Below are 22,462 nucleotides of genomic sequence, written 5' to 3' on the forward strand. Positions count from 1 at the left end.
TTGTCGAATTAGTTGCAAATATAGACCGATCGGTCTATATTTGCATTATCATGTCAAAAGCAGAAAGAACCCGTCAGTCAATCATCGAAAAAGCCGCCCCGATCTTCAATCAGAAGGGAATGGCCGGTACGGCCATCAGCGATATCATGCAGGCTACTAACCTGGCCAAAGGGGGTGTGTATGGCAACTTCGAAAACAAGGATGAGATCTGTTTTGAGGTCTTTAACTATTTGCTTAAAAAACTCTCGACGGAAATTGACAGCTACGTGCAGAGAGGGACAACGGCCCGGGAAAAGCTGTTTTACTTTCTGGATTTTTACCGGGACAACCTGCTCCGAAGTGATCTGGGGGGATGCCCTATCCTGAACTTTGGGGTGGAAGCCGATGACACGAACCCCGTCATCAAACAACGGGTGAATCAAGCCATTAAAGGAATGCAGTCTTCAATTTCAGATTTGGTCAAGCAGGGAACGGCCAACGGAGAATTCCAGGACAACTTTAATGCGGATCAATTCGCCCTGAAAATGTTTGCCCTACTGGAAGGGGGCATGTTAATCGGTCGCATCCAAAACAGCACCCAGCAGATGGAGCTGATTACGGATATGCTGAAAGCAGAAATCGATCACCATAAACGTTAAATTTTTTGTCCAAATATAGACCGATCGGTCTTTTAATTGTTAATTCATGAAAACCACAGACAACACAGTACTCATCACCGGGGGCGGATCGGGTATCGGGCTGGCCATTGCCAGCGCATTAGCCCAAAAAGGTAACCGCATTATCATTACGGGCCGTAACGAAGCCAAGCTGAAGGCGGCAGCGGCCACCTTACCCAATACAACACCTATTGTTTCAGACATAACCAACGCTGACGACGTGGACCAGCTCATTAAGCAGATCAATGCCGATTTTGGCGGCATCGATATACTGGTGAACAATGCCGGTACTGCTTTTGCTTACCAGCTTTCGGCAACGGCCGATGCCTACGGCAAAGCCAAACAGGAGATGGAGGTGAACTACTTCTCGATTATCAGACTCACCGAAAAGCTGCTTCCTACTCTGGCCGAAAAAGAAGAATCCGCCATTGTAAACATCTCATCGGTGGCCGCTTTCGTGCCCATCCAATTCATTGCTACCTACAGCGCGACAAAGGCTGCTCTGCATGCGTATACGCAAACGTTACGGCTGACCTTAGAGCAAACAACCCCCACGCTTAAAGTTTTTGAGGTGTTTCCGCCCTTCGTGGCAACCGAAATGACCAAGGGGTTAACCATTCCCATGCTGCCCCCATCGGCCGTAGCGGATGATTTGTTGGCCGGTCTTGCCCAGGATCAGTTCGAAATTAAGACCGGCGCAACGAAGGACATGTACCAGCATTATCTGAGTTCACCGGAAGCGGCCGTCCGGACCTACAACTCGGCGGCTTAGCCCTTCTCTGGTAGCTAGTTTCATTCGTTTGACGGTTGAAAAGACAGTGTCCTGCCTGGGTACTGTCTTTTTGCTCTAAGGGGTGGATGAACGGGCGTGTCACCTTACGCTTCTTTACCCCAATAGATAACACCATTCGCTGGGTCAACTCTACTTAACAAGGGTTGAGCGACCCGGCTTAATTGAGCCCGAATAATGGGCAGTAGACGAGACGGCGTCCACTTTCCATGAAACTGCTGCCCAGCTACAAACAGCGTGGGTGTTTTCATGACGCCCAGTCGCTGACCTTCCCGCTGATCCTCATCAAGAGTAAGACGAAGCTGCTCGCTGGCTAAATCAGTAACGAACTGGTTGTGGTCAAGTCCCAGGTCACTGGCCAATTCAGTAACGGCCCCATGAGTCATAACCGGCAGGGTAAACAATGCCTGATACATGGGCCAGAAATACCCTTGTCGACGGGCCGCTTCAGCGGCCAGGGAAGCCAGCATGGACGATGCATGAAGCGGGTTCGGAAAGTGGCGGAAGCTGTAACAAACCTGGTGGCTGTATTCATTCCGAACGCTGTACACTAACGCCCGCGTTTGACGGCATTGGTGGCAGGCAAAATTACCAAACTCCATCAACTCGACGGTGCCCTCCCCTACACGGGTAGCCAATGGGAACATGTTCGGTAACGAAGCCATAAAAAAGCCCAGTAAGAGGTATACAAAAGGACGATCGATGCAATGCAGCCAGTGGCCATCTCAATTCAGTGAATAGAAAACGGGGAGTGCGGACCAATTAATAACCTGTCCGGACAGGGAACTGGCTGGACTGATCTCGCCCATAAAGAAGCGAACCGTTACAGCCTGGTGGTTGGCAATGTGGTAAAAATGAGTAAACGGAGCGGTGTACCAGGGGCCATTTGTTGTACTCTGAAACAGGTAATGACCCACGACAATACCCCCTATGGACGTACCGATCACCTCTTGGATCACTTCCTGCCAACCTGGGTACGTCGTGCTGATCGCTGGCCAATAGTAGTCGTAAAAATGCCGACCTTCGTAGACACCCGCCCAGGGATGCCCCTCGGTCAGTTTCCAGGTGCAAATCGGGTGAATGAAAGAATCATCCAGGGTCGAAATCCAGTCGTTTAGCAAACGAACATGAAGGTCTTCGAGAAGGGGGGCTTTTGACGGGCCAAAAAGGTACCGAAGCAAGCGAGCGACAAGGGTCATAGTGATACGTTTTTTAAGGTGACACCGAACAAGCAAACAGGTTCGTCCTGACTACTTACCCCGAGCAGCCTATACCCACTTAGCAGTTAATGAACTTGATCATAATCTGTCCCCACAATCACTTCGTGCCAGGCGTCGATGTCGTTTTGGAACAGGACCGTTTTAGCCTGATAGCTTTCAAGGGCGTCTTTCCCCAAAGGCAGGTGTAAAGGGGGATTGTCACTATGGGCAATCCGCACCAGGGCCGCGGCCAGCTTCCTGGGATCGCCCGGCTGCTGTTTATTGACTTCGCACGCCCGGGCACGCATTTTACCGACCGTAGCCGCATAATCTTCAATAACCGTTGCGCTGGTGTTCAGGGAGGAACTGTCCAGAAAATCAGTGCGGAAATAACCCGGCTCGATCACCGTCACATGAATATGTAAAGGGGCTAACTCCTTGGCCAGCGCTTCGCTAAAACCCTCCACGGCAAATTTAGTCGAGGCATACAATCCCCATCCCGGAGAGCCCACTAACCCCCCGACAGACGACAGGTTGATGATATGTCCACGGCGTTGCTGACGGAAGTAAGGCAGGGCCGCTCTGATTACGTTTAGGGTGCCAAACACATTGGTATCAAACATGTGCCGGATGGCCTGGTCCGTGGCCTCTTCTACGGCACTCAGTAAGCCAAAGCCGGCATTATTGACTAGAACGTCCAGTTGGCCAAAGATAGCGATGGCTTCCTGGATGGCTTTGTGCGCCTGGCTTTCCTGGGTTACATCAAGCACGAGTACGTGCAGGTCTTGGCTATTCAGCTGAGCGACTAAATCCTCGGGCTTACTCCGAACGGTGGCGACTACTTGATCGCCCGCTGCCAGGACGGCTTTGGTGATGTCAAGGCCGAGCCCCCTTGACGCGCCGGTAATGAACCATACTTTTGGGTTGTGCATCGCTTGGTTTGTTTGTATTCGGGTGAGGTAGATTTATTTAGGTAAGGCGATTCGGCTCATGATATCAGCGAACTCGATACCGTCCAGGAAGGCGACGACCCGGATGATCCTGCCGTGTTGCACCTGCATTGTCCAGCAGTAGCTGGCGTTATAGGGCTTTCCATCCGTGGCGGTGGCTTGACCGTCCCATAAGGCAATCACCACATCGCCGTCCGCATACAGTTCTCTAAGACTGGGCACAATCTTTTTGGAAAGCCGGTCATTGAGCGGAGTAATGACCTCATCCATAAATTGTTTTTTACCCATGTACGTTTTGGACAGGGGCGTACTGCCGGTGATGGTCCATTGCATGTCGTCGGCTAAGAGGTCAAAAAAGTTGCCCGTAGCGGCTGCCCATTGATCAAACCCGTTTCGAATCAGCGCTTTATTTTCCATGACAGTTGATGTTTTATCTTGCGCGTTCACCATGCCTGCGTTCAGCAATACCCATAAGGCTATTCCCCACCCTCCCATCAGGCCAACCAATCTACCGGATGGAGCTGCTTCAATCGTTTTCATCTTGATTGCCTCGTTAAAAAATGTACGTAGTCAGGACTGTACCTCATTAGTGAATGGCCAATAGGACCTGTCGATTGGCTGACCAATAAGCCAATTGATAATCCAGAATAAATGGGACGTTTAGTTATTCACTCCAGGGCGAATGGAGAATGCAGTCGCAGAAGTTCTTCCGATGGAAATTGGGGATCATGTACGCACAGACATCTGCTTTGATATTCCCAAACGTCGTTTCCGTTTTGTGGGCAAACCCGCCAAAAAAGGTGGGAATAATGTGTTTCTTAAAATCGTTTCGGGGAAAGGCGGTAATTATTTCGTCCCGGTGTTGGGCACTAAGGTTGTCATAGCCTTCCCCCATCACATCCAGACCTACTCCCGAATACATCAGGGCCACCTCTGCCTCTTTATGCTCGGCAACGCCAATGGTTGTATGGAGCGCGATGGTATCCCAGGCCAGTTGCAACTTTTCATTGGGCAAACCATGGCTTCTTAAAAAATCACGGGCAGCATTGGCTCCGTCTACCTCGAAGCGAAGATCTGGACTGCTGTAATGGGGCGTTAACCCAAGATCGTGAAAAACGGAGCAAACGTATAGCAGTTCAGCATCGTAGGGTAAGCTGTTCCGTTTTCCGTTCAGTGATGAGAAAAAGAACACCCGCAAGGAATGATTGTAAATGAATTCAGTACCATGCTCCCGCAAAAGCTCCGTCGCCTGATGGGCGATCGTACTGTCTGGAATAGGAATTCCGGCTACTGATTTTACCTTGTTAATCGCCATGATGATCGTGTGTTGTAGAGTTGTAAATATTGTGGTTCAGTAATGGACTGGGGCGGAGTAGCCTGATTGACAAGGGAGTTAATTGGTCGCTCCGCCATTCACCAGCAGGTGTTGCCCCGACACAAAGGAGGACAGATCACTGGCAAAAAACTCGGCGGCATTGGCCACATCCTCTACTTCCGCCAGACGGCCCATGGGGCAACTGTCCAGCAGTTGTTTCCGCAAGCGTGGGTACGAGTCCGGGTCGGTGAAGATGCCGGAATGGTCAACGGCAAAGGGGATAATTGAATTTACCGTTACGCCTTTGTGGCCAATCTCTTTCGAGAGGACGTTCACCAGGTAGCGCGGAGTCGTTTTGCTACCGCCGTAAACGGCCATGCCGGTTACCGGATACGAGGTAGTGCTGGAGGCAATGTAAATGATGCGACCGTTATCCTCGATGGTTTTGGCCGCCTGCTGCATGGTGAAATAAGAGCCTTTGGTATTGATGGCAAACAGCCGGTCAAACTGCGCTTCGGTAAACTCCGTGACGGGCGTTTCGACCATTTCGATCCCCGCATTGGCCACCACAATGTCCAGTTTACCAAACGCTTTCTTGGCTTCGTCGAATAGCCGTTCAATATCGGCTACGTGGCTGACATCGGCCTGTACGGCCAGTACCCGGACGCCCATGGCTTTGATGTTGCTGACCACTTCATCGGCCGATGCCTTGTCCCGGGAGTAGTTGATGACGATATCGGCACCCAGGGCCGCATACCGCTCGGCAATGGCTTTTCCTAAACCACGGGCTGAACCGGTGATCAGGGCTACTTTACTTTTTAGGGAGTTCATAATTTTCAGGATTTATCGTAAGCAGATGCACTACAGAAAAGAGCGGTTAAGCCATCCCCCCGTTAATGCCGATGTTCTGAGCACTGATCCAGCTGGCTTCATCACTGGCCAGGAAGACGATAATCTTGGCAATATCGTCGGGTTCGCCAAGGCGGTGGAAGGCAGACAAGGACGCCAGCCGGTCAATCGCTTCCTGGGGTTTACCTTTCATAAATAATTCGGTGTTGGTGGGCCCGGGCGACACCGAGTTGACATTGATACCCCGGGCCCCCACTTCCTTGGCGAATACGCGGGTTAACTGCTCGACGGCCGATTTGGTAGCCGCATACGTGGCATAGCTGGGCAGCATGATCCGGTTATTGGACGAGGAGAAATTGATCACACTCCCCTGATCAGCCAGCCGGGTAGCCGCTTCGCGCAGGGTGTTAAACGTGCCCCGTACATTGATGTCAAACTGGCGGGTAAAGTCGTCGTCGGTCGTATCTTTTAAGAGCTTGGTGATCATGATACCGGCATTATTGACCAGCACATCAATGCGGCCGTACTGGGCGATGGCCCCATCGAACAGGGCTTTCACCTGGTCGGCTTTACTGACATCCGCCTGCAGGGCAATGGCTTCACCGCCCGCTTGCTTGATCTGGTTTACGGTCTGGTCAGCGGCTTGCTGCCCACCGGCATAATTGACAATTACTTTGGCCCCGGCAGTGGCCAGCTTAAGGGCTACGGCGGCCCCAATTCCTCGGGAAGCACCGGTAACCAGAACTACTTTTTCGGATAGCGGTTTCATGGCATGTATGTTGGCGTTTAGAAGTCAACCAGGACAGGTTGCCCGACAGCCTAAGCCATATAAGAATCATGCCACTACAATAAACAGCTGTAAATCAGAGGTTTACTTTTTAATTTCGTTTTGTTTACGTGACGATATATCGCCCTATGGCGAAGGAAGTGTCGTCATATCATCTTGCCCCCATCGTGGGTGGGCGCAAATTCAACGTTGAGGAAGTCCGACCTGAGTGATTGACGCTTCACGGACAAAATCAACGTCAAGAATATGGAACCGTACCTGCCCAACTGGTTAAAAACGTAGTACCTTTAAAATTGAATGATGGCTTAAGTAGGTGGTATACAGCCGATCCCGTATCGGCTAAGGTGAAATTGAGCCCCAGCAGGCGTAGACGTATAGCGTATAGACAAGCGTATCCGCCATAGCGCTACGTTTGCCCGTCCTGACTCGCCAGTTCGCCAGAATAAACGGCCTTATTCAATCAAAAAATGTGTTGACCATGAAAGACGCTTCTATTCTCCCGCCATCCGCTTTTGAGCACGATCTGTACGGATCAATTGCTTTAGACGTGCTGCGCGTACGCACCAAAAAGCAGCTCAATTACCTCATCAATCAACCGGTCAAGCAATTGCTGGGCTACCGCTATTCAACATTTTTTTTGCCTAATGCGGATGGCACCGCCGTCAACGACTTTTTCTTTGAGCCGGCCTTTAGAGGGGAGCATAGCCCATTTGAGAGTGTAGTTTATGGAAATCAACTGACGGTGGATGATACGGTTTTCGACGAGCCGCTATCCGCTGCTGATTCGACCAGAAACCAGGTCATTGGCCTACAACAAAGCGGTTTCTTAACCCCGAACGAGCAAGCCGAATGGCACTCGCTAAGGATACCGCTTCGTGATGGTGAACAGCTAATCGGCTGGTGGCTTATGCTGTACGGGGCCCAGGAGGTCCTGCCCGCCAATCGGCTGGAGAGTATGCGAACCGTGGCTGGCTTATTATCGGCGTCGTTAATTAATATACTTGACTATGCTGAACGACAGAAACGCGAGCTGGACAACGAAATCGCGCAATCCCTGAATGACGATTTTGCCGCTATTCGCGACAAAAAAGATCTATTAAAAATTATTCACGCCAAATTAAAAACGGTGTTCGATTTTAGTGATCATTTTGTCGCCGTTATCAATGACGACGAATCTACGGTCAGCTCTTTTCTTCAGGAAACACATTCGTTAGTCGATACGCACCCACAATACCAACAATCCGTTAGCGCCCGCTACCCCCTGAATGACGGCGTTTTTAATAAAGTATTCTTAACCAAGGACCCGATGGTTTTCGAATTAAAGCAGCAGTCTGCCCGGGGGAACATGCCGGAATATTTCCAGATTCTCTACGATAGCGGGATTAAGAAGGTATTGCTGATTGGCCTACACGTACGGGAAAAAGTGTTGGGACTCTGGTGTATATGTTTATTGGAAAATAAGCTTATTACGTTTAATCAGCTGCAGCTGGTCAAACGGCTGGCTAACCAACTCTCCATTGTCATTGACAATATAAGAACGTATGAAGCTATTTGGGCCAGGGAGCAGGAGGGGCGCTTGTTGCTCAAAGTCAGTGAAGACATTGCCCATATCCGTAATAAGAATGATCTATTCCGGGCGATCAATACGAATCTTAAGAAATTAGTCAACTTCGAGGACATTATCATTCTAATAGTCAACGAAGACCAATCGTATTACGCTTTTTTATTTTCGTTGCATCAGCAAAGTCCCGGCTACACCCATTATCAAAGAAGCGCGCTCAAAAAGAGCGTCTCGGAGGATTGTTGTCTGACGCGCGTAATGGCATCTGACCGCCTTGTGGTTCTTAACATGCAGCAGTTATACCAGCATGAAGCCGCACCCGAGTACATCAACTATGAATACGAAAAAGGGATTACCGAGAAAGTAGCCATTAAACTGCGGGATGGTCAGAAAGACATCGGGGTGTTTTACGTTAACTCGGCCAATACCAACGCCTATACCGATCATGAACTGGCCCTGATTGAAGGCGTCTCCTATCAGCTTTCCATCGCCGTTTCGACCATTTTAGCCAATGAGGAAATTGCGAATCGGGAGGCCGAAAAATCAGTATTACTCTCGCTTAGCAATGAGATTGCCTCGCTCCGCAACCGGGATGATTTGTTTAACGTGGTCAATACGCGGATAAAAAAACTATTTGCCATTGAACAGTTCGGCATCGTAAAAATAAATGAGGATCGGCAAACGCACAGCGCGTTTATTATGGATGTGTATGATTCGGTCAGGAATCGGGATGATTATGAAACCGTAATTTACTTCAAGCACAGCGTTAAGGACGCAGCATTTGTTCGGGTTATGATGTCCGAAGAACCGGTTATTTTGGATGTCAACCAGTTAGCTAGGGAATCCACCCCACCCACGTACGTCGCCTTTTGGCTAGCAGTAGGATTTGAGGAGCTTTTGTGCCTAGCGCTTCGAGTAGGTGAAACGCCGGTGGGTGCTGTCTTTTTTCATATACCAAGCCTAAATATAGAGGCTTTGAAAATTGATTTGTTAAAAGGTATTTGCGCCCAATTGGCCGTGGCAGTTTCGAATATTCTGGCCAACGAAGCCATTAAGAAGCGGGAAGAGGAAAAATCCATGTTATTATCGCTCAGTAATGCGCTGGCTTCCGTTCGGGACCGTAAACAGCTGGCCGTTATTATCTCGGAAGAGCTTAGGCGATTTGGCGTCATTGGTAACTATAGTTTACGGATGCTGACGGCCGACAAAAAACAGCATCAAATGTTTTTGTACGATAAGCGGGATCACTATACCCAACATCCCGAATTTGGCGAAATCTTAAGTCGGCAAAGTGACATTAACGATGGCATTACCAATGTGGTGCTGGCATCGAGTGAGCCCGTTTCGTTTAACATAGAAGCGCTGAATCAACGGGACCTAGTCCCCCCTTACGTAAGGTGGTGGAAAGAAATTGGCTTACTTGAACTTACCGGTACCCGTGTCCGATTGGGCGACGAGAATATCGGCATTTTATGGCTGAATATTCCGACCAGTTATGACAAAGAAGCCAATGCCCCCCTGATAAAAAACATCGGTTCTCAAATTGGGATCGCGCTTTCCAATATACTGGCTCATGAGCAAATCATCACCCAATTTAACGTCATCAACCGCTACAAAGAACAATTAGAAGAAGAAAAAATCTATCTACAAGAAGAGATTGAAACCAACCATAATTATGCTGAAATCATTGGCAACAGTGCTGAAATGCGAAAAACCTTTCGCCTGGTTTCTCAGGTAGCCTCCTCCGACAGCACGGTGCTGCTATTGGGCGAAACCGGTACGGGTAAAGAATTAATTGCCCGGGCCATTCATAACAATTCTCCCCGTAAAAGTAGATTGCTGGTCAAGATCAATTGTGCCAGCTTACCCGCTAATCTGATTGAGAGTGAATTATTCGGCCATGAGCGGGGCAGTTTTACCGGGGCTGTAGAGAAACGGATTGGTAAGTTTGAATTAGCGCATAACGGCACGATCTTCCTGGATGAGATTGGTGAACTACCCCTGGAACTACAGGCCAAACTCCTTCGGGTTTTGCAGGAGAAAGAAATTGAACGGATTGGCGGAAAAAATACGATACAGGTAGATGTGCGCATTATTGCCGCGACGAACCGGGATTTAGAGAAAGAAATGGCGGAAGGCAGGTTTAGAAATGATCTTTACTATCGATTAAATATCTTCCCCATCAGTCTCCCACCCCTGCGGGACCGCCCGGAAGATATACCCCTGCTGGCGACTTACTTCATCCAACGGTTTTCTAAAAAGTTAGGCCGCCAAATCAGCAAAATAAGCACCCATGCGGTAGAGGAGCTTGTCCGCTATAGCTGGCCGGGCAATATCCGGGAATTAGAGCATCTGATCGAGCGAAGTATGCTGCTAGCCAACGGGGATACGATTAAACATATTCCCCTGCCCAGTTTAAAGCCAATCAAATCACTCAACTCCCTGCCAGAAAGTGGCTTTTTAAAAACCATCGACGAGAATGAACGCGATCATATTCTGCGAGTACTCAAGTATTGTAAAGGTCGAATCGCGGGTGAGGGTGGAGCCGCCGAGCGGTTAGGTATCCCTAAGAGCACCTTAAATTCAAAAATCAAGCGCCTTGGTATTAAACGGGAGCACTTTAGGGAATAATGTTGTCCAGTTGATCTAAACTTTATTAACCCATATGCTGCTCACTACTGTTGACAGTTATTAAAATAAGCGTCTCATAAATCGCTCCTACACGAGACGATGTGAGATTTGTGTCTCCGAATTTCGGGCGTTTTAAGACACTGATCCGGGCTAAAAACACGCCAAAGATTTTGAAAAATAAGGGCAAAAAAGCAGCCGGATCACCTAGTAGTGATCCGGCTGCTGGCTGATGCAGGAAACCCCTTTAACGCTTGAGCAGCTTGAGGGTCTGGGTTTGACTGGGGCTACTCACCCGCAGCAGGAGTATACCCGCCGGCTGCCCCCCCACTGACAGGGTGAGCGTCTCGATCCGCCCGGCCGACTCCACCCGCTGCTCGCTCACGGGCCGACCAGCCGGGTCGGTCAGCTCAAGCTGCAGGGCCTGCCCCTGGGCTCCCCGCACCTCCACCGACACCTGGTTGCCCTGGATGGGGTTGCCCAGCACTACTACCCGCAAGCCCCGGCTGGCTTCCGCCGATGTCGACGAGCCCAGTCGGGCCGGGGCCTGGCAACCCGCCAGCCAATGGTAAGCGTAGCTCACCACCTGACTGCCCTGCTGAGCGCTCAGGGTAATGGTGGGGTTGTCGGGGTAGAGCTGTAGCGTGTAAGGGCCCGTATCAGCGGTAGGTAACAGCTCGTTGACCACCGAGAAGCTGATCGGCTCGCCGGTCACTCCGGCGTACTGAGGGCGGAAGCTTACCTGCCGCTGACCGCTCCCCACCCCGACGCAACTCAGCGTCTGTACCCCCGTGATGGAGAAGGGCCCGGTCTGAGGCTGGGTTTGGGAGACAGGCTCGGCCACCGTTACGCTTACGCCTACGCTCAGCTGCTGAGGAGTCGGTTGACCCCCGTCCGATACCACCACCGTAAAGGCCTGCTCACCCAGGGGCAGGCTCGTGAACACCGCTACGTTACCCACCACGCTCAAGCTACCCGGACCCGAGAAGCTGTAGCTATAGGGCCCCGTGCCCCCACTGACCTGGGCCGTCAGCGTGGTGCTGCCCCCGACCGTCACCTGGGTGGGGTTGGCCTGCACCCTCAGGGCCAGCCCACTCACCGGGGCCGACTGCACCGTCAGCCCGAAGCTCACCGTCGTGCTCAAGCCGCCCCCATCGGTGGCCGTTAGCACCACCGTCGAGACACCCGTCAGGGAAGCTACGCCCCTCAGGCTGGTGTTCACCAGACTCAACCCAGCTGGCAAGCCACTCACCGCGTAGCGCAAGCCGCCCTGGCCCGGCGTCTCCTGGTCCACAAACGTGTTGAGGACGTTCAACTCGAAGTTCACGCCTACCACCGCCGTCTGTGACCCAATCGGGTTGACCACCACCGGCGGGGTGTTGTCTTTGCCCTGACTGGCACAGGCCGCCAGCCAGTGGTAGGCAAAGCTGGTCGGCTCGGTACTGCCCGTCTGGGTAGCCCGCAGCGTAATCACGGGGTTGTCCCGGTACAAGGTCAGGCTGTAGGGCCCTGGCTCGTTGGTGGGCAGCAGTTCGTTGACCACCCCGAAGGCGATGGCCTGCCCGTTCACCCCCACGTACTGGGGCCTAAAGTTGATGTTGATCCGGTCAAAGATGGGCGTACAGCTGATCGTGGTCACCCCTGAGATGGCAAAGGGGGGCGTCGGCCCCACCGGGCCCGTAGCCGGGCTGACACTGAAGCCCACCACCGTACTCACGCTCAAGCCGCCGGGATCGGTGGCTGTCAGGGTCACCGAGTAAGGCGAGCCCACCGTTGTCGATGGTACCCCCGAGAGGGTGTAGCCTGACAGGCCGATACCCAGGGGCAGGCCCTGGGCCGACAGGGCTAGACTGGCGGGCGTCTGGGCGTCGGAGAAGGTACCTTCCGGGATGACGTAGCTGTAGCCCACTCCTACCGTGGCCGACTGGGGCGGCACCGCCATCAGCACCGTGGGGGGCGTGTTACTCGACTCCGAAGCCCGACAAGCCGCCAGCCAGTCGTAGACAAATAGGGCTTCCCCCGGGGTGCCCTGCTGCACGGCGCTCAGGGTGATGCGGGGGTTGTCGGTGTAGAGCCGGATGGTGTAGGGGCCCCCATCCAGGGTGGGGAAGAGCTCATTGACCACTGAGAAGCTGATGGGCTGGCCGGTCAGGCCGCTGTAGCGGGGGGCAAAGCTGACGCTGTAGCGGTTGGGCAGCACCGGGGTACAACTGATGGTGGTCACCGCCGTGATGGCAAAGGGCCCGTCCACTAGCGGTGGGCTCACCGAGAGGCTGAAGGCGGAGGAAGTCAAGGAGTTGCAGTTCCCGCTCACCACCACGAAGTAGCTACCCGCATCCGAGCCCTGGACATTGGTCAGGCTCAGCGTTGCCGAAGTCTGGCCACTCACCGGACGGTTCAGGTTGTCCTTGTACCACTGATAGCTCAACACCGGGCCGTCCACCACCACACCCGCCGTCACGGCAGCACCCACCGTCACGCTGGCGCTTGAAACGGGCTGCTGACTGAAGCTCAGCGTCTGGTCAGGGGCCTGGCTGACGAGCACACTGGCCGTAGCCGTGCAACCGGTGCCATTGGCCACGATCACCGAATAGCTACCAGCACTAGTGACCAGAGCCTGATTGGTAGCTTCCAGGGGAGTAGCGCCCGGACTGAAGGTGTAGGAGGAGCCCCCTCCGGCCGTCAGGGTGACCGAGTTTTGCCCACAGCTCAACGTGCCGCTGCTGACCAGACTGGCCTGGGGCCGCTCGTTGACCGTCAGGGTAGTAATCCCCGAGCTAAGCGGGCCGTTCTGGCTGATGGTCAGCGTGAAGCTCTGGCTACCCGAGCCGCTGGCCGTCAGGGATTGGCTGAAGGCGCTGGTGCTACCCGTGCCACTAACGCTGGTTTCGCCGTTGGTCAGGGTGTAGCCGTAGGGCTCCGACCCATTGCCTACCCTCGCCGTGAAGGTCACCGGTTGACCCACGCAGACCGAGCTGACAGCAGCGGCAAAACCCATCAGGTCGGGCAGCCGCGTATACTCAATCGATAAAAGCGCGGAAGCGGCATTGCCGTTGCCGGCCTCATTCTGGGCTACGTTGGCCGCCAGACTCACCGAGACCGGCCCCGGGGCGGTGGGCGTGATGTCCACCGTATACGACGGGCCCGAACCGGCCAGATTACCCGCCGTACCGCCCGTTACGCTCACCTCGCCCACCACCAGGCCCGTGACCGACTGGGAGAACGTGATCGTCACGGGAATAGGGCTCGTGCTGGTGGGATTGCTGGCCGAACTGGTCAGACTTACCGTTGGCTGGACGTTGTTAATGATAAAGGTATTGGTATTGCTGTCAACACTCGTGTTTCCGGCCAGATCCGTCGCGCGGGCCCTAACCGTGTGGGGACCAGGGGATAAAGGAGCCGTCGGGGTAAAGCTCCAGCTCGTACCGGCCACCGCCGTGGTGGTGCCGATAGCAGACCCATCGACAAACACCGTCAGGGTGCTATTGGGTTCGGCCGTGCCGGTGTAGGTGGGTGAGTTGTCGGCGAGTACACTCCCATTGGCCGGCGTAATCACGACGGGTGCTGAGGGAGCACTCGTGTCAATGGTGAAGGTATTGGTGTTGCTGGTCGGGCTGGTGACCTCATTGGCGGTGGCCGTGGCATACACCTGGTGCGGGCTATCAGCCAGTGGCGTCGTCGCCGTAACACGCCAGTTGCCCTCCGCTTCAGCGGTCGTTGTGCCTAGGGGGTTGCCATCGACAAACACCGTGACCAGGCTACCCGCCACGGCGGTGCCGCTATAGGTGGGGGTGTTATCGGCGATCAGGCTACCATTGGCTGGGGTGAGCACAAAGGGAGCCGCAATCACCGGCTCGCTCACCGTTACGCTTACCGTGCCGGTCACCGTCTGCGAAGCGGCATCGCTGACCACGACCGAGAAGGTCTGTACCCCGCCCGACAGGCCCGAGACGCTCGCTGTGTTGCTGGTGGGGCTCTGGCTGAGGGTGCCTGGCCCGCTGAAGACGTAGCTATAGGGACCCGTCCCCCCCGTTACTACGGCCGACAGGCTGGTGCTGGCCGTGGTGAGCAGCGTGGTGGGGCTGGCCGTGAGGCTGCTCAAGGCAAGGGGCGCAGGCGGGGCCGGACAGAACGACAAACCACCTCCCGAAGTAGCCGCGTAGACCCGGCTACCCAGGATGTAAACGCCATACACGTTATTACTGCCCAGCCCATTAGCGGTGGTTTGGTTGGTAAAGCTTTGGCCCCCATCGGTGGAGACGCTCAACCCACCAAACGTGGCGGCATACACTATATTGCCCACCGCGTACACGTCAATCACGAAGTTACTGCCTAATCCGTTGGCCGTAGTTCGGGTGGTGAAGCTTTGACCCCCATCGGTCGAAATATTCAACCCGGGATTGGTAACGGCATAGACCACACTGCCCGCCACGTATATATCACTCACACCAGTACTACTCAGCCCATTGGCGGTGGTGCGGTTGACAAAGCTTTGGCCGCCGTCGGTCGAGATGCTTACCCCACCAGAGGTGGCAGCATAGACTACATTGCCCACCACGTACACGTCAATCACGCTAGCACTGCCCAGCCCATTGGCGGTGGTGCGGTTGACAAAGCTTTGGCCGCCGTCGGTCGAGATACTTAACCCACCCTCGGTAGCAGCATAGATTACGTTGCCCACCGCGTATACATTAAACACGTTATTTCTGCCTAGCCCATCGACCATAGTTTTGTTGATAAAGCTGTTGCCCCCATCGGTGGAGACGCTCAACCCACCAAACGTGGCGGCATAGATCACACCGCCCGAGCTATACACTCCGTTGACGGCATTACTACCCAGCCCGTTGGCGGTGGTACGGTTGGTAAAGCTTTGGCCGCCGTCGGTCGAAATGCTCAACCCACCCTCAGTGGCGGCATAGACTACATTACCCACCGCGTACACGCCAAACACGGCATTACTGCCCAGGCCGTTGGCCGTGGTGCGGGTGGTGTAAGTGTCGCAGATGGCGTCAGCCACCGGCTCGCTCACCGTTACGCTCACCGTGCCGGTTACCGTCTGGGAACTGGCATCGCTGACCACGACCGAAAATGTCTGCACGCCCGCTGACAAACCCGAGACGGTCGCCGTGTTGCTGGTGGGGCTCTGGCTGAGGGTGCCTGGCCCGCTGAAGACGTAGCTGTAAGGACCCGTTCCGCCCGTTACCGCGGCCGACAGGCTAGTGCTGACTGTGGTGAGCAGCGTAGCAGGGCTGGCCGTGAAGCTGCTCAGCGCCAGGGACGCAGGCAGGGCCGGACAGAACGACAAACCACCCCCAAACGTGGCCGCGTAGATCCGATTGCCTAGGGCAAACACCCCCCTCACGTTAGTATCGTCCAATCCGTTGGCCGTGGTGCGGTTGGTAAAAGTGCTACCCCCATCGGTTGAAATACTCAATCCGCCATCCGTGGGGGCATACACCACATTGCCTAACACATACACACCCTCCACAATATCACTTCCCAGTCCGTTAGCGGTGGTGCGGTTGATAAAGATTTGGCCCCCATCGGTCGAAATACTCAATCCACCGCTAGTGGCGGCATAAACTACTTTGCCCACCACGTACACACCACTTATGTAATTATTGCCCAGTCCGTTGGCCGTAGTTTTATTGGTAAAGCTTTGGCCCCCATCGGTCGAAATGCTCAACCCGCCATTAGTGGCGGCATACACCGCACTACCCACCGCGTACACACCATACACGCGATTGTTGCCCAGTCCGTTGGCTGTGGTTTTATTGGTAAAGTTGGTGCCCCCGTCGGTAGAGATGCTCAACCCGTTAAAAGTAGCGGCATAGACCACATTGCCCACCACATATACACCTCTCACATCATTAGTGCCCAGCCCGTTGGCCGTGGTGCGGTTGGTAAAGCTCTGGCCACCGTCGGTCGAGATGCTCAATCCACCCCCAAAACAGGCGGCATAGACTACATTACCCACCGCGTACACGCCAACCACGGCATTACTGCCCAGCCCGTTGGCCGTGGTGCGGTTGGTAAAGGTGCTACCCCCATCGGTCGATATGCTCAACCCGCCCTGGGTAGCGGCATAGACCACATTGCCCACTGCGTACACCCCATACAGGAGATCGTCGCCCAGGCCATTGGCCGTGGTGCGGGTGGTGTAGGTATCACAGACGGGTCCGTCAGCCACCGGCTCGCTCACCGTTATGCTCACCGTGCCCGTTACCGTCTGGGAACTGGCATCAGTCACCGTGACGGTAAAGGTCTGCACGCCCGCTGACAAACCCGAGACGGTCGCCGTATTGCTGGTGGGACTCTGGCTGAGGGTGCCCGGCCCGTTGAAGACGTAGCTGTAGGGCGATAGGCCGCCCGTAGCGACGGCCGTCAGGGTAGTGCTTTGATTCGTCAGTACTTGTTGGGAACTTACCGACAGGCTCACGCCCAGGGTTGGCGTACCCGCCCCCACCGTTAGGCTGAAGACGGTGCTGGCTACGCCCACGCAGCCGTTGGCATCGCCCGCCTGCACCAGCACCGTATAGCTGCCGGCCTCGGTGGGCGTACCCGACAAGACACCGGCGCTGGACAGACTCAGACTGGCGGGCAGATTGCTGCTAACCACGCTGAAGCTATAGGGTGCCACTCCGCCCGAAGCGGTGAAGGCCTGACTAAAGATCTGACCCACCGTAGCGGTGCTCACGGCTGGATTGCTCACGGTTAGCGTAGTGGGAGCGCCCTGGTACTCATAAGCGCCCATATCGATGGTCCCCCCGATGGGAAAGATACGCGCATTGCCCGCCAGATCGGTGGTGGGCCCACCAGCCGTAGTATAGGCCTCGTTGCTACCGGCATTGATGGCCGCAGCGCAGCCGTTGAGGGTCACACTGCTGGCCGAAACAAAGGGGGAGACACTGGTGATCCGGTTCGTCGGGTCAGGGGTGTATCCGGTCACCCCGGCCTCCAACAGCGAGAAACGAACCGCCAGCGTTTCAGCACCACCACTCCTGAAGGTTTTGGCTCCGCCGTTGCCAAAAAGCACACAGTTGATCAGCGTAGTAATACCATAAGCAGAAGCATTCTCAACTACCCCACCTGCGTTAGTAACCGTGTTGTTGGCAAACGAACAGTTGATCAGCGTAGGATTACAGGTCAAGTTGTTGGACATCACTGCGCCATAGTTGGCCGAGTTGACAACAAACGAGCAGTTAATCAGCGTCGGACTGCCGTATTGATTATACATAGCCCCGCCATATCCTGCCGCGTTGCCCATAAACGAGCAGTTAGTCAGCACGCCAGCACCGCTGGTTAAGATACCCCCGCCAGCACCAAAAGCTCCGAAAGAAGCCGAGTTGTTAAGAAACGCACAGTTCGTCAATAACGGATTGCCGTCATAGGCCATTCCTCCGCCCTGAACGAGACCCTCGTTGCTGACAAACGAGCAGTTGATTAGTGCCGGACTGCCGCCCTGACTGTAGACCCCACCGCCAGTAGCGGCACTGTTATCCTGGAAGATACAATTACGTACTAAGGGACTACTACCGCGATTAAGCAGCCCTCCTCCGAATGAATTAACGCCAGTGCTATTATCGGCGTAGCCTCCGGTAATGACGACCCCATCCAGCACCGCCGAGTTGGTCAGCCCCACGGGGTTGTTGATGACGTGATAGCTGTTGTCGGCTGGGTTATTCACGACGCCAATGTCTCCGCTGAGCACGGTGGTGTAGCTGACCGGATTGCGCTCGGCCAGGGTGGGCGTACCGCTGGGCGCAAAGCCCCCGTAGATGGCCACGCCTTCGCGCATGGCGAAGCTGATGTCACGGTTTGTGGTTGTGGTGGGCTTATAAGTGCCCTGGGCCACCCAGACCTGCTGGGCACCGGCGAAGTTGATCTGACTTTGGAGGTCTCCACTAGCATCGGCCCAAGAGTTGCCCGTGCCCGTACCGCCCTGGCGAACGTAGCGGATGGGTGAGCTAACCACTGCCCCCACCGTTAGGCTGAAGACGGTACTGGCTACGCCCACACAGCCGTTGGCATCGCCCGCCTGCACCAGGAGGGTGTAGCTGCCAGCTTCGGTAGGTGTACCCGACAACACACCCGTACTCGACAGGCTCAGGCTGGCCGGCAGGTTAGCGCTGACCAGCGAGAAGCTGTAAGGCGCGGTGCCGCCCGTAGCGGTGAAGGGTTGACTGACGAGTTGGCCCACCGTAGCGGTGCTCACACTGGGGTTACTTAGGGTGAGAATGGTGGGATTGCCCTGGTACTCATAAGCCCCCATGTCGATTACCCCGTTGTTGAACCGGCGGGGGTTGCCAGCTAAGTCGATGGCGGAGCTGGGCGGCATCCCGCCGTTGGCGGTGGCGTAGGCGGTATTGTCCCCGGCGTTAATAGCCGGTGAGCATGAGTTGAGCCGTGGATCGGTGGCCGAGACAAAGGGCGAGGTAGTAGTCGTCAGATTGTTGCCCCCATCGGTGTAGTCCGTCACACTAGCCTCGAATAAGGTGAAGCGGGCCGTTACCGATGCACCATTGACCGCCTGGAACGTGCGCGCCCCGCCATTGCCAAACACCACACAGTTGGTCAGCGTAGGACGGCTGTTGCTATTGAACATACCTCCGCTGTTCCCAACATCAGCTCTGTTGGCCAGAAAACTACAGTTGGTTAGCGTAGGATTGCTGCTGTTGCCATTGACCATCCCCCCGCCGTTGCCCCCTGTGTTGGCTAGAAATTGACAGTTGACCAGACTTGGACTACTGTTGTCAACATTGTACATTCCCCCGCCATTGCCGGCCTGGTTATTCTGAAAACTACAGTTGAGCAGACTTGGATTACTGTTACTCGCATTGTACATCCCCCCGCCGTTGCCAGCCAGGTTAGTAAGAAATTGACAGTTGATCAGGCTCGGACTGCTGTTGCTCGCATTGACCATCCCCCCACCGGAAATATCACTACCAACCAGGGCGTAGCCTCCGGTGATGACAACCCCATCCAGCACGGCTGCACCCGTTAGCCCCGGCGGGTTGTTGATGACGTGGCTGCTGTTGTCGGTTGGGTTATTCACGACGCCAATGTCTCCGCTGAGCACGGTGGTAAAGCTGGCCGGATTGCGCTCGGCCAATAGGGGCGTACCGCTGGGGGCAAAGCCCCCGTAGATGGCCACGCCTTCGCGCATAGAGAAGCTGATATTGCGGTCGGTCGTGGTGGTGGGCTTATAGGTGCCCTGGGCCACCCACACCTGCTGAGCACCGGCCAAGTTGATCTGGCTCTGGAGGTCTCCGCTGGCATCGGCCCAGGAGTTGCCCGTGCCCGTACCGCCCTGGCGAACGTAGCGGATGGGCGAACTCACGACAGCTCCCACCGTCAGGCTGAAGGGGGTGCTGGCCACGCCCACGCAACCGTTGGCATCGCCCGCCTGTACCAGCAGGCTGTAACTACCCACCTGAGTAGGTGTGCCCGACAGGACACCGGCACTCGACAGGCTCAGGCTGGCGGGCAGGTTAGAACTGATCACTGAGAAACTGTAAGGCGCGGTGCCGCCCGAAGCGGTGAAGGCCTGACTGTAGGCAGCACCTACGGTGACAGCCGTAGCTGAAGGGCTGATGCTGATTATAGGCGGATTGTTGACTAACAGGTTGAACGCCGATGAGGTTAGCAGGACCGGTACTCCGGCGTTGCAACTACCCCGGATTTCTACTGAATAGCTGCCGCTCTGGGCGGTGGTCGTGCTGGGCAGCGTTAACGTAGCGGAGTTTTGCCCGCTCACGATCTGCCCGTCTCGGTACCACTGATAGGAGAGCCCATCCCCGAGAATACCCCCCGCATCAACGCTGATTAGTGCGCTGACCGGTGTACCAGCGCACACCGAAGAGCCACTAGGGGGCTGTGTAGCGATGGTCACCGGTGGCTGATCCGCCAGCACCGTCACAAAACCAGTGACTATAATAATATCAGGTCGTCCATTACCCGTCACATCCCGTATCAGTATTGTCTGGGAACTAGGCGGCACGCTCGAGATGACCTGCAAACTGTAGCCCCCCCCGGCCAAACCCGCCAATACCGATATACCACCGGACTGGTCTAAAAAGCCCTGATTGCTGGTAACAATATCGAGTCGCCCGTCACCGGTCACATCCCCCACCGCTACTGACAGGGGCCTGCCCCCCACGGAGTAAACGACTGGTGAGCCAAAGCCGCCCCCGGCCAACTTTGGCAATACCATCACGTTTTCGTTGGCAATATTAGCCGTGATGATGTCGAGTAGACCGTCGCCGGTCACATCGGCTACCACCACCGACGTGGGCCTAACCCCAACGGGGTAGTTAACCCGCGAGAAGCCGCCCCCGGCTAACCCCGCTAATACCGTCACGTTATTTATAGAAGCATTAGCCGTGATAATATCGATCCGTCCATCGCCGGTTACATCGGCTACGGCCACCGACTCAGGCATAAACCCAACGGAGTAGTTAACCCGCGAGAAGCCGCCCCCGGCCAAACTCGCCAACACGGTCACATTACTGCTTGAAGCATTAGCCGTGATAATATCGATCCGTCCATCACCGGTTACATCCGCTGCGGCTACCGACTTAGGATCATTCCCAACGGGGTAGTTAGTGGGCGGGCCAAAGCCGCCCCCGGCTAACCCCGCTAATACCGTCACATCGTCGCTGGAATAATTAGCCGTGATAATATCGACCCGTCCGTCACCGGTTACATCCGCTGCGGCTACCTCCCAAGGCCCATTCCCAACGGGGTAGCTAACCACATCAACATCGTCAAAGCCCCCCTCAGCCACCCCTAGCGCCACCCCCACGGTGTTGGAGTTAAAATCGGCACCAATCAGATCGGGTCGCCCGTCGCCGTTTACATCCTCTACCGCTATTACCACCGATAGTACGCCTGGTAAGTAAGTACTGGGAAAAAACGCACACTGCGCCCATAAAGTCCCCTGGGGCAAAGTCAGCAGCAGGATTACCAGCCCCCCCAACATTAGACGGGTGTGGTTGGCCAGGGTAAACGGTAGAAAAGCCGAGAATTTGGTTGGTTGACTGGGTAAGCCACTAAATCCCGGTTGCGCTGGTGATTGGAAGCGAGAGAGGACTTGTCCCGGGGCCTGGCACCCGGATGGATGTAGGTTGGCCTGATAGCCAATCCCTGGGCGAGCCAACCGCAAACCGGTACTGGCCGCCAGAAAACGATAGTCGTGTTGCATGAATAAACAGAAGGTGAAGAGTGGAAAAAGAAACAGGCAATCAGGAGCTAGCTGGCCTTCAAGGCCAGCCAAAGCCCCATTGAGCCGAACGCTCAGGGCGTAAGGCTACCAGTCGAAGCCGAGCTGGCGCAGGTCAGTGGGTTGATACAGGCCGTAGAGGGATTAGCATAGGGTAAGGTTGAGTAAGTAATGATAGAACCCAAATAGCGAGGAGTGAGGAAAGAGCCATCGCCCGGACGGACCGCTAAAACCGTTTATGGTCAAGACATTACCGGACAGCATGTGCCCAAATATAAAATATTATTACAAAAAGTAAATTTTATAAATAAAATTTAAATATAAGTTAACTTATAAATATTAAATAAGGGATTTTACTTACCCGGCTGTCAATAGGTTATTCATCGATTAAAGGCTACCTTTGACGATGAGTCAACCTACATATACCTCTATCCCGGATACCTCGGATAACAACTATTGGGCTACAAAATGTGAGCCTGGCAACGTGCGCAGCGTCACGTTTGTAC

Annotated in this window: 11 protein-coding genes; 3 read left to right on the forward strand and 8 right to left on the reverse strand. The window is 54.8% G+C overall.

The features are described 5' to 3' along the window. Positions 1–50: 50 nt before the first annotated feature. Positions 51–638: a TetR/AcrR family transcriptional regulator gene (locus ACFSUS_RS14925; protein WP_381523872.1), complete on the forward strand. Its 588-nt coding sequence runs from the start codon at positions 51–53 to the stop codon at positions 636–638. Positions 639–684: 46 nt separating this feature from the next. Then, on the forward strand, positions 685–1,428 hold the full coding sequence (locus ACFSUS_RS14930; RefSeq protein WP_381523873.1) for an SDR family oxidoreductase: 744 nt from the start codon (positions 685–687) through the stop codon (positions 1,426–1,428). Between the two features lie 104 nt (positions 1,429–1,532). Here the strand turns inward: ACFSUS_RS14930 and ACFSUS_RS14935 are convergent, their stop codons facing one another. From ACFSUS_RS14935 to ACFSUS_RS14965, 7 genes are all read right to left on the reverse strand, one after another. Beyond that, entirely contained in the window at positions 1,533–2,111 is a 579-nt protein-coding gene (locus tag ACFSUS_RS14935) for a DsbA family protein (protein ID WP_381523875.1), read from the reverse strand. A 60-nt stretch (positions 2,112–2,171) separates the two neighbouring features. Further along, entirely contained in the window at positions 2,172–2,645 is a 474-nt protein-coding gene (locus ACFSUS_RS14940) for a nuclear transport factor 2-like protein (protein WP_381523877.1), read from the reverse strand. Positions 2,646–2,731: 86 nt separating this feature from the next. Then, positions 2,732–3,577 (reverse strand): oxidoreductase, encoded by an 846-nt coding sequence (locus tag ACFSUS_RS14945; RefSeq protein WP_381523879.1) that lies wholly within the window; start codon positions 3,575–3,577, stop codon positions 2,732–2,734. Between the two features lie 33 nt (positions 3,578–3,610). Continuing rightward, positions 3,611–4,135, reverse strand: coding sequence for a nuclear transport factor 2 family protein (locus ACFSUS_RS14950; RefSeq protein WP_381523880.1), 525 nt, complete (start codon positions 4,133–4,135; stop codon positions 3,611–3,613). A 124-nt stretch (positions 4,136–4,259) separates the two neighbouring features. Continuing rightward, on the reverse strand, positions 4,260–4,910 hold the full coding sequence (locus tag ACFSUS_RS14955) for an HD domain-containing protein (protein WP_381523882.1): 651 nt from the start codon (positions 4,908–4,910) through the stop codon (positions 4,260–4,262). Positions 4,911–4,988: 78 nt separating this feature from the next. Then, positions 4,989–5,741 (reverse strand): SDR family oxidoreductase, encoded by a 753-nt coding sequence (locus tag ACFSUS_RS14960; protein ID WP_381523884.1) that lies wholly within the window; start codon positions 5,739–5,741, stop codon positions 4,989–4,991. Between the two features lie 46 nt (positions 5,742–5,787). After that, positions 5,788–6,528: an SDR family oxidoreductase gene (locus ACFSUS_RS14965; RefSeq protein WP_381523886.1), complete on the reverse strand. Its 741-nt coding sequence runs from the start codon at positions 6,526–6,528 to the stop codon at positions 5,788–5,790. A 496-nt stretch (positions 6,529–7,024) separates the two neighbouring features. On the opposite strand from ACFSUS_RS14965, the gene ACFSUS_RS14970 reads away from it, so the two are divergent. Next, positions 7,025–10,738: a sigma-54-dependent Fis family transcriptional regulator gene (locus ACFSUS_RS14970; RefSeq protein WP_381523888.1), complete on the forward strand. Its 3,714-nt coding sequence runs from the start codon at positions 7,025–7,027 to the stop codon at positions 10,736–10,738. 244 nt (positions 10,739–10,982) lie between these two features. Here the strand turns inward: ACFSUS_RS14970 and ACFSUS_RS14975 are convergent, their stop codons facing one another. Beyond that, complete coding sequence (locus ACFSUS_RS14975; protein WP_381523890.1) at positions 10,983–21,938, reverse strand: putative Ig domain-containing protein; 10,956 nt, start codon at positions 21,936–21,938, stop codon at positions 10,983–10,985. Positions 21,939–22,462 lie beyond the last annotated feature (524 nt).

Source organism: Spirosoma soli, assembly GCF_042684525.1.
Taxonomy (GTDB): Bacteria; Bacteroidota; Bacteroidia; order Cytophagales; family Spirosomataceae; genus Spirosoma; species Spirosoma soli.